The 9,433-nt window shown below is 28.7% G+C and carries 11 protein-coding genes; 9 read left to right on the forward strand and 2 right to left on the reverse strand.

Features of this window, described 5'->3' with window-relative positions:
• Nucleotides 1–501: 501 nt before the first annotated feature.
• The 7 genes from FYJ83_RS15540 to FYJ83_RS15570 all read left to right on the forward strand — a co-directional run bounded on the left by FYJ83_RS15540 (nucleotide 502) and on the right by FYJ83_RS15570 (nucleotide 6,154).
• Nucleotides 502–1,029, forward strand: a complete 528-nt coding sequence (locus FYJ83_RS15540; RefSeq protein ID WP_326828355.1) for a cysteine hydrolase family protein — start codon at nucleotides 502–504, stop codon at nucleotides 1,027–1,029.
• Between the two features lie 42 nt (nucleotides 1,030–1,071).
• The gene (locus FYJ83_RS15545; protein WP_154442062.1) at nucleotides 1,072–1,824 is read left to right on the forward strand and encodes a hypothetical protein; all 753 of its coding nucleotides are present in this window, start codon (nucleotides 1,072–1,074) and stop codon (nucleotides 1,822–1,824) included.
• A 334-nt stretch (nucleotides 1,825–2,158) separates the two neighbouring features.
• Entirely contained in the window at nucleotides 2,159–2,932 is a 774-nt protein-coding gene (locus tag FYJ83_RS15550) for a serine hydrolase (RefSeq protein ID WP_154442063.1), read from the forward strand.
• 24 nt (nucleotides 2,933–2,956) lie between these two features.
• Nucleotides 2,957–3,772 carry a C40 family peptidase gene (locus FYJ83_RS15555; RefSeq protein ID WP_154442065.1) on the forward strand — a complete coding sequence of 272 codons (816 nt, stop codon included), beginning with the start codon at nucleotides 2,957–2,959 and terminating at the stop codon, nucleotides 3,770–3,772.
• A 267-nt stretch (nucleotides 3,773–4,039) separates the two neighbouring features.
• On the forward strand, nucleotides 4,040–4,648 hold the full coding sequence (locus FYJ83_RS15560) for a nucleoside recognition domain-containing protein (RefSeq protein ID WP_154442067.1): 609 nt from the start codon (nucleotides 4,040–4,042) through the stop codon (nucleotides 4,646–4,648).
• Nucleotides 4,649–4,666: 18 nt separating this feature from the next.
• The gene (locus FYJ83_RS15565) at nucleotides 4,667–5,206 is read left to right on the forward strand and encodes a spore maturation protein (protein ID WP_154442069.1); all 540 of its coding nucleotides are present in this window, start codon (nucleotides 4,667–4,669) and stop codon (nucleotides 5,204–5,206) included.
• Between the two features lie 18 nt (nucleotides 5,207–5,224).
• Nucleotides 5,225–6,154: a S66 peptidase family protein gene (locus FYJ83_RS15570; RefSeq protein ID WP_154442071.1), complete on the forward strand. Its 930-nt coding sequence runs from the start codon at nucleotides 5,225–5,227 to the stop codon at nucleotides 6,152–6,154.
• A 94-nt stretch (nucleotides 6,155–6,248) separates the two neighbouring features.
• Here the strand turns inward: FYJ83_RS15570 and FYJ83_RS15575 are convergent, their stop codons facing one another.
• Together FYJ83_RS15575 and FYJ83_RS15580 are read right to left on the reverse strand one after the other, a co-directional pair.
• Nucleotides 6,249–7,211, reverse strand: a complete 963-nt coding sequence (locus FYJ83_RS15575) for a GIY-YIG nuclease family protein (RefSeq protein ID WP_154442073.1) — start codon at nucleotides 7,209–7,211, stop codon at nucleotides 6,249–6,251.
• A 120-nt stretch (nucleotides 7,212–7,331) separates the two neighbouring features.
• Nucleotides 7,332–7,865, reverse strand: coding sequence for a DUF6512 family protein (locus FYJ83_RS15580; RefSeq protein ID WP_154442075.1), 534 nt, complete (start codon nucleotides 7,863–7,865; stop codon nucleotides 7,332–7,334).
• A gap of 132 nt (nucleotides 7,866–7,997) precedes the next feature.
• Here FYJ83_RS15580 and FYJ83_RS15585 point away from each other — a divergent pair, with 132 nt between their 5' ends.
• Both FYJ83_RS15585 and FYJ83_RS15590 read left to right on the forward strand, forming a co-directional pair.
• Nucleotides 7,998–8,906: a TIGR01212 family radical SAM protein gene (locus FYJ83_RS15585; RefSeq protein ID WP_154442077.1), complete on the forward strand. Its 909-nt coding sequence runs from the start codon at nucleotides 7,998–8,000 to the stop codon at nucleotides 8,904–8,906.
• Nucleotides 8,907–8,991: 85 nt separating this feature from the next.
• Nucleotides 8,992–9,433: LysM peptidoglycan-binding domain-containing protein (locus tag FYJ83_RS15590; RefSeq protein WP_229768618.1), on the forward strand; the 442-nt coding region annotated here is incomplete at its 3' end.

Below are 9,433 nucleotides of genomic sequence, written 5' to 3' on the forward strand. Positions count from 1 at the left end.
ACTTGCTTCTTTTCTTAATTATTCAAATATGGTATTATTGGAAATAGAGGACAAGCTACATAATAACATGTAAATCTGTTAACTGTTAATATTATGGTAGGAGAATTTTATAGAATAAAAAGCTAGGTAGTAATTTATATCTGGTTGCGAAATTTAAACTTTATGAAAATTGTTTAATATAATATAAGGCTATTAAGATTGGAAGGGGAAATTATATATGAAAAAATCTTTAATTAGAAAACATTTATCTATGGTTCCAACAAGATTAAGTTGTATTTACAGTAATTTTAGAGAAGGGTTTTACTATTCATAGTTTACCTTGAATAGACTAATTGATTAAATTGCAGGTATGGGTCAGTTTAACTGACTTCCCAAGGAAGGAAACATTATTTGTACTATCCTAAACTATTATATCTTATGAAAAGTCTGGAATCTATTGGGAACTGTCAGACATAGGGGTTATTTAGATAATATATCATCATTATATAAGGAGGGATTATTATAAAAGGATTATTACTTTTAGATGTACAAAAAGGATTTTTACAAAAGGGAGATTTTCAAGATGAAATGTATAAAATTAAGGACTTAATTCATATTTTTAAAAATAATGGCGATTTAATTATTTCCACAGAACATTTAGATTTTCAAGAAAACAGTATTATTGAAAATGGTACTGAGAGAGCTGAACTTGTGGATTTTGTATTTGATAATAGTGATGTGATTTTTAAAAAAGAATCTCCCATAGCATTTTCAAATGCTGATTTGGATACTTATTTAAAACAAAAGAATATAAATCATTTAGTAGTTGTAGGTTTTAATAGTGAATATTGTTGTTTATTTACTTCTATAGCCTCTGTTGATAGAGGCTATAAGACGACATTAATTGAGGATGCTACAGCTACTGTAAATACTCCAGAAACCTATGAAATGAAAAATCTTGACATAAGAGATTTTGTAGGATGTATATTAGATTGGTCTGGAATAGTGGAGGTATTATATTTTGATGAATATATCCAAAAGTATGAGTGATTTTGAATATAGAGAAGAATACATTAATTCCCATAATTTTACTTGTTCTTTTTTTCTGATTTAAGTATAGTTGAAAATGATTCATATTATATTATAGGAAGAACAAAGTTAGAAGAAGTAGAAAGCGATATAAGTAAAGAATATGAAGAAGTGGATTTGAAAGATTTTATTATTAATCTAACCCAACTAAATTTTATTGAAAGAATTGATGATATTTATATAGAAAGTAATCAAAAATATAGAAATAAGGGAATTACATTTAAGAATATAAGACAGGAAAGTTTAAAATGGATATTTACTAAAGGATTTATATTTTCAATTGCTATTGTTATATTTTTAGGTTTTTATAGCCTTTATCATATATCAATAAAAAATGGATTTCCCAATTATAAGGATGTGTTTTTTACAAGTAACTTGTTAATTGTTATAATAGCTGTATATATTATAGATATTTTACTTTGTATGACACATGAATTTGCACATTTTATTTCAATTAGAGGTCTAAGCGGGAATATGGGCTACATATCTATAGGAAGACGTTTAATATATTTAGTCTTTCAAACAAATATGGAAAATATTTGGTCAATGTCTAAAGAACAGAGAATTGTGATATGTTTTTCTGGAATACTATCAGATATTATTTTAATATCAATTTTTTCAATTTTTGCTAGGATTCTAATAAATTTAGGTTTATTCACTAATATTTTTTCATTATTATTGTTATTAACACAAATAGTAATAACTTGTATTATTTTTATTAAAGAGAAAAGACAAAATAGATTGAATACAAAATAATGATATATTAATAATTATGTAGAGGTATAAAAAAGTTAAGGTAGTTAGGTATTAAAATTCTAATGAAAATTATAGTATTAGAATTTTGAAAAATGTTAGGGTCTATATTTTAAGACTGATGAAATTGTTGAAAAGTTAATAGCATTAACATATGAGTTAGAGTTATAATTTTCTATAGATTTATAAGTTGTAAAATCTAGATTATAATTAAATTCTGATAGTAAATTATCCAAGTAGAGCAGATAGTGAAAATAATAAAAACAAAAAATAGATCCGGTTATGTAGATTTGATAGGGTCTATTTTTCATGATATTATAAATAGAAGGTGATAAAAATGATAAAAGAAATTATTATGAAAGAGATAAATAATATAGATGAAGATATTTCTATTGTTATAAAGGATTTAACTAAAAACCAATGGATATTAAAATATAATGAAAGGGATGTATTCCCATCGGCCAGTTTAATAAAAATTCCTATAATGGTAGAAATGTTTTATGCTATTCAAAATGGAGAATATAAATTAGAAGAAAAAATAAATATTCAAGAAAACTCTAGAGTTCCATATAGTATTATATCTGAACTGAAGTTATCTGAATATCCATTGATTGATTTAATTACCTTAATGATAATCCTGAGTGACAATACTGCAACTAATGTTTTAATTGACCTTTTAGGCTATGATAGAATTAACGAAAGTATAAAAAGGTTAGATTGTAATGATACGGTGTTAAGGAGAAAAATGATGGATTTTCAAGGAGCAAGGGAAGGAAGAGAAAATATGACTAGTCCCATGGATATGGCTATAATTATGGAAAAAATCTATAGAAAATCCATAGTTGATATAGAAAGCTGTAATATAATGATGGATATTTTAGCTAGACAAAAATATAGAGATATGTTACCTAGATATATTCTAGATGAAGTAACTATAGCTCACAAAACTGGAGAATTATCTGGATTGAATCATGATATAGGTATTTTTCAATTGGAGAATATTCATTATTTAATAGGAATATTTACAAGGAATGGGAAAGATGATTTAGAGGGAAAAAGAAGTATAGGAAGAATATCTAAACTAGTATATAATTATTTACTAGATAATTAAATAAAAATATTTTGAGGTGATAATTTGAATAATAGATTAGGGATTTTAAACAAAACAGTAGTACCTATAAATCTTCATCCAACATATTATAGTGAAATGGCTGATGAAGGTTTGTATGGCATGGTAGTAAAGATTCTGGAAGATGTGGGTGATGACTGGTATTATGTGGAGACTCACTATAATTATAAAGGATATGTTCATGGGTCAAATATGATTATGGATAACGCCAAAGCTACTGAATGGCTGCATGAAGCAGACAAGGTAATTCTTCATGGAGTGACAGATGTTATGCCAGAAGCCGACTACAAAGGATATGTAAAGGAGATACTCACTAGAGGAGCTATAATCATAACCACTGGAAGGGAAAAAGATGGGTGGACAGAAATTCAACTATCTGATAATAGTAAGGGATGGGTTAGAACAAAATTTATAGGATATAGGATTACAAATTATGACAAGAATAAGGAAGATGAATTAAGAGAAAATCTAGTTAAAACAGCTATGTTATATTTAGGTTCACAGTATAGATGGGGTGGAAAAAGTCCTTTAGGAATAGATTGCTCAGGTTTATGCTCTATATCCTATATGTTAAATGGAATTATAATATATAGAGATGCCATAAGAAAAGATGAATACATGAGAAGTATTACCTTAGAGGAGATAAAGTCAGGAGATCTTTTGTTTTTTCCAGGTCATGTGGCAATGTATATGGGAAATGACAAGTACATACATTCCAGTGCCAGTATAGACGGAGTCAATATAAATAGCTTAAATCCCAAGGATAAAGATTATAGAGAAGATCTTGCAAATAGCATTACAGATATAGGTACAATATTCTAAAATTAAATTTATTGAAAAAGTATTTCAAAAACTATAAAATAGATATAGAATATTCCATATTTTCGGATTATAGTCCTGTTTATCGTACTCTATTTATTTTATAATAAAGTAAATAGGGTGCGAAATTGTTTGAAGAGTGGGACAAGTATTTCAAATAAGAGAATTAAAATTTTTATGAAGTTTTAAGATTTAAAAAAAATATGGCATATTTATTGCAACAAATATAATGGCAATAACTAAACATGATGAAAAAAAGGAGGAAATTAAATGATTAACTTTATTTGGGCTGGTTTACTTATAATTGGATTTGTAGTTGGAGCCTTTACAGGAAATCTTGATGCAGTAACCAATGCAGCAATTGATAATGCAAAAACTGGAGTTGATTTAGCTTTAGGACTTATAGGAGTAATGACTTTATGGCTGGGACTCATGAAAATTGCAGAAGACTCAGGTTTAGTTGAAAAGCTTGCAAGATTATTAAAACCACTGATGGTATGGTTATTTCCAGATGTGCCACCAGAACACCCTGCAATGGGAGCAATGATAATGAATATAGCAGCAAATATGTTAGGATTAGGTAATGCAGCTACGCCATTAGGATTAAAAGCAATGGGGGAATTACAGAAATTAAGTGACGATAAAGAAACGGCAACGGACGCTATGGTTACGTTCTTAGCAATTAATACTTCCTCAGTGACTCTTATTCCAGCGTCTACTATTGCAATATTAGCTGCAGCAGGAGCAACAAATCCCACTGAGATAATAGGGCCGACATTAGTAGCCACAACAGTATCAACAGTTGTAGCTGTGATTATGGCTAGAGTATTTCAAAAGTTGCCTAAGTATCAGATAAAAAAAGCTAATAACAATAAATAAGAGATAGGAGGAATATAAATGTTTGTAAAAACCATGGAAGTCATATCAACTTATGCCATTCCTTTAATAATTGTAGGATTTATAGTATTTGGAATGTCCAAAAAGGTTAAAGTATATGAATCATTTACAGAGGGAGCAAAAGAAGGGTTTAGTACTGCCGTAAGAATTATCCCTTTTTTAGTAGCAATGTTAGTAGCCATAGGAGCTTTTAGAGCATCGGGAGCTATGGACTTACTTACTAAGGCTTTAAGTCCCATAACTAATTTAATTGGTATGCCGGGAGAAGTTTTACCAATGGCATTTATGAGACCACTATCAGGTGGAGGCGCTCAAGGTGTAATGACAGATTTAATCACAACTCATGGTCCTGAATCCTTAATAGGACGTATGGCAGCAGTTATGATGGGTTCAACAGAGACCACATTTTATGTACTAGCAGTGTACTTTGGTTCAGTCGCGGTAAAAAAACAAAGACACGCATTATCAGTTGGATTATTGGCTGACCTAGCGGGACTTATAACTGCTGTTATAGTAACGAGATTATTCTTTGGAATGTAACATTAGGAGGGTATATTGATGATTAAACCAAAGGCACTAAAACTAGGAGATACCATAGGAATTATTGCACCAGCTAGTCCTACTACAGAAGAAAATGTAAAGAAAGCATATGATAAACTTGTTGAAATGGGTTTTAATGTAAAAATGGGTAAAAGTCCTTATGAAAGATATGGTTACTTATCAGGAACAGATAGTATTAGGGCAGAAGATTTAAATGAAATGTTTAGAGATAATGAAGTAGATGGAATTATATGTATGAGAGGTGGATACGGAACTCCTCGTATTTTAGATTTAATAGATTATGAAGCCATAAAAAATAATCCTAAAGTATTTGTAGGATATAGTGATATTACAGCACTTCATATAGCATTTACTCAAATGGCTGATTTAGTGACTTTTCATGGACCTATGGTGTCCTCAGATATAATAGGAAACTTTTCTGATTTTTCTAAGGAAAGTCTTTATAAAGCAATTATGAGAACAGAAGCCATAGGAGCTATATCCAATCCATTGGGAGAAGAAATAATTACTATAAATGGTGGTATAGCTGAAGGTACTATAATAGGTGGAAACTTGTCACTAATAGTAGATACAATAGGTACGCCTTATGAAATAAATGTAAAGGGTAAAATTCTATTTATTGAAGAAATAGGGGAAGAACCATATAATATAGATAGGATGTTAAACCAATTGAGATTATCAGGTAAGCTAGAGGAATCTAGTGGAATTATACTTGGAGATTTTAATAAATGTGTATCTGATAAACATGATGAAAATCTAACATTGGAACAAGTTATAGAAGATCATATAAAACCAGTTGGAAAACCTACTATATATAATCTTCAAGGAGGACACTGTGAACCAATGGTTACACTACCTTTTGGAGTAAAGGCTCGTCTTGATGCAGATAAAAAAGAACTGACAATACTGGAGACTTGTACAAAGTAAAGAAATGTTAAATGACGTGTGATATGATCCCTCCAAGTAGACAGTTTAATTAATTAAACTGTCTACTTGGAGGGATTTTTATGATTAAAATCAATTATAAGTATATAACCATTTCTTGAGATAGTGATTTAATCTCTGAATATAAAATATCCCTATAGTCCATACTTGGTTTTTCATTGAAATCTTTAGGAATAGATAATTTAAGGCTTTTCCCTTCATCAATAAAGAGATTTAAATCTTTTTCTGTTAAAGTTGGAAATCTGGATTTCAATATAATTTTTCCTTGAGATATGAAAAATAGTTTATAGCCTATATCAATAGGTAATTTTATAACTATATCCTTAGATAAAATAGTCTTATATCCATATATTCCAGTTTTTAAGTAATTCAATCCATATATCATGTCTCTGTAAATTGAGGCAGTGGCAAATTGAAGTTCTATGGCTGCTTCTTTCATTTTTTCTTCTAGTTTATTAATTAATAATACCATTTTTTTATCATCACAAAAGATTTCTTCTAAAGATTTTTTGTTTTTTTCAAAATGATTTTTATCCATAGAAATAGGTATTAAATTATACTGAAAACTGTAATTTTGATTGTCTTCAATTATGGGATATATATTTTTAAAGGAGTCGATTAATTCTTTTAAGGAAAACTTTCGTCTAAAGGGACCATAAGAATTTTCTTCTCTAGTATTTACTATGGATAGAGGATTATAAATATTATAATCTTCTATTTTTAAATAAGCATATTTTTCATCATTTTTAAATTGAGAATTAAATAGAGGTTTTATATCTTTAATTAATGTACATTCTAACAGTCTTGCTTCAAGGTGAGTATCTGTAACTATATACTCAATATCATCAATAAATGTTACCATCTTTTCCACCTTGCTCCATTTTGGATTATCTGTAAAATATGATTTTACCCTATTTTTAAGAGAAATGCTTTTTCCTATATATATAATTGTTCCATGGGAATCTAACATTTTATATACTCCTGATTTAGCTGGAATTGTATTTATTTTTTCTACTAAATGTGTTGGAACTTTACTCATAAAATCACCTTTTTGTATAGTTACTTCTTATTATACTAAAATCATATAGGATTTGAAAGTATCAAATAGAAAGGCTATTTTATAAATATACTTTAGTTTATACCTGTCATTTGTTTAAATTTATACTCCGTATTTCTTAGTATTATAATCCATAAATAAAGGTAGCTCTGGTGTATAAAATGTAAATGAAACGAAAATACATCCTATTAATATAAATAAACTAAACCATATGATATTAGAAGATTTACCAATATTTAATTTCATTAGTTTAAAACTAATTAATTGACAAATTATAGCACCTAATATAAAAAGACCAATATCCATAAATAAAATAGGTTTGTTTGTTATGGCAGTATAGAAATAAAAGGAAATTATAATAAATAACTCCATTGCAATAATTCCAATAGTCTTTGAAAAATAAAAATTCCTTACTTTATTTCTGACAAACCAATATTCAACAATAGAGAAAAGAAGCAGAGGGAAATATCCTAATTTAAGATGTTCCCAAACACTTTCATTAACAGCGCTGAATGACCCTACGATATAAGAATTACCAGACCATTCATAAGTAAAATGAAGTAAAGATCCTATTAAAACTATCCAAAGTATACCCCATAATTCCCATCTTTTTACATTATTATAATTATCAAACATAAGAAATCCCTCCTATTATTTATACTATTCCCATATTATGCAATAGAATGATATTGGATATAAAAAATGGATTGTCTAATATGGATTTATCTGATAAAATTTATGATATTTTATAGAAGTGGAGATAAGAATATGTCAAAGAGATATAATACATTAAATGAAGAATTGAAAAATAAATTTGGTACTAAAGTAATGAAACTATCTTTAGACGGTGGATTTACTTGCCCCAACAGAGATGGTACTGTTGGTACTAAGGGGTGTATATTTTGTGGTGGAGAGGGTTCAGGAGAATTTGCAGGAAGTAGAACTTTTTCTATAAAAGAACAGGTAGAAGAGCAGAAAAGACTTCTATGTAAAAAATGGAATACAGATAAATATATAGTATACTTTCAAAATTTTACAAATACATATGGTTCAATTGAAAGACTAAAAGCCTTGTATTATGAAGCTGTAAATATAGAAGGTGTTGTAGGTATTGCCATAGCCACAAGGCCAGACTGTTTAGATGAAGAAGTTCTTGATTTATTAGAGGATTTAAATAGACAAACTTATTTATGGATAGAGTTGGGGTTACAAACTATTCATGAAAAAACTTCTAATTTTATTAGGAGGGGCTATTCTTTATCCGTATATAATGAAGGAATAGAGAATTTAAAAAAGCGAAGTATTAAAGTAGTGACCCATATAATATTAGGATTACCAAATGAGAGCAGAGGGGAAATCTTAGAGACAGTAAAATATGTGGCAAATACAAATACTTGGGGAATTAAACTTCATTCTCTATATATCCAAAAGGATACAGATTTATATAATTATTATCTAAAAACCCCATTTAATATAATGACAAGGGAAGAATATATATCTTTAGTAGTAGATGCTTTGGAGTTAATCCCAAAGGATATGGTAATCCATAGAGTAACTGGTGATGGTAAAAGGGAATTGCTTCATGAACCTATATGGAGTTTAGATAAGTTAAAAGTGCTGTCTTCCATAGACAAAGAGCTAAAAATAAGAGATTCTTATCAAGGTAAAAGAATATAATATTTTGAAATACTCACTGTAACCCTTCTTTATAAATTTGCATACTATATTAATGCAAAGAATAATAAAAGAAGGGTGGGTCAATATGTGTAATAATAGAGCATGTCCAACAGGAAGTTTTTCTTATACGATAAAATCAGGAGATACACTTTATAAGTTGGCAATGACTTATAATACAACAGTGGAAGCCATAATGAAGTTGAATCCAGGACTAAATCCTAATAATTTACAAATAGGACAAAGAATTTGTATACCAGAAGGGACAACTCCACCGAAACAATGCCCAACAGGGAGTTTCTCATATACAATAAAGTCAGGAGATACATTATATAATTTAGCGATTAAATATAATACAACGGTAGAAGCTATAATGAAGCTGAATCCTGGAATTAATCCTAATAATTTACAAATAGGTCAAGTGATTTGTATACCACAAGGAACAACTCCACCAAGACAATGTCCGACAGGTAGTTTTCCTTATACAATAAAATCAGGAGATACGCTATATAAGTTGGCAATAACATATA

This window comes from Tissierella pigra (assembly GCF_009695605.1).
Classification (GTDB): domain Bacteria; phylum Bacillota; class Clostridia; order Tissierellales; family Tissierellaceae; genus Tissierella; species Tissierella pigra.

Excerpts from the sequence above, each read along its gene's own strand:
- FYJ83_RS15550 (WP_154442063.1), top strand. The coding sequence starts at position 2,159 with ATGATAAAAGAAATTATTATGAAAGAGATAAATAATATAGATGAAGAT.
- FYJ83_RS15560 (WP_154442067.1), top strand. The coding sequence starts at position 4,040 with ATGATTAACTTTATTTGGGCTGGTTTACTTATAATTGGATTTGTAGTT.
- FYJ83_RS15565 (WP_154442069.1), top strand. The coding sequence starts at position 4,667 with ATGTTTGTAAAAACCATGGAAGTCATATCAACTTATGCCATTCCTTTA.
- FYJ83_RS15570 (WP_154442071.1), top strand. The coding sequence starts at position 5,225 with ATGATTAAACCAAAGGCACTAAAACTAGGAGATACCATAGGAATTATT.
- FYJ83_RS15575 (WP_154442073.1), bottom strand. The coding sequence starts at position 7,211 with ATGAGTAAAGTTCCAACACATTTAGTAGAAAAAATAAATACAATTCCA.
- FYJ83_RS15580 (WP_154442075.1), bottom strand. The coding sequence starts at position 7,865 with ATGTTTGATAATTATAATAATGTAAAAAGATGGGAATTATGGGGTATA.
- FYJ83_RS15585 (WP_154442077.1), top strand. The coding sequence starts at position 7,998 with ATGTCAAAGAGATATAATACATTAAATGAAGAATTGAAAAATAAATTT.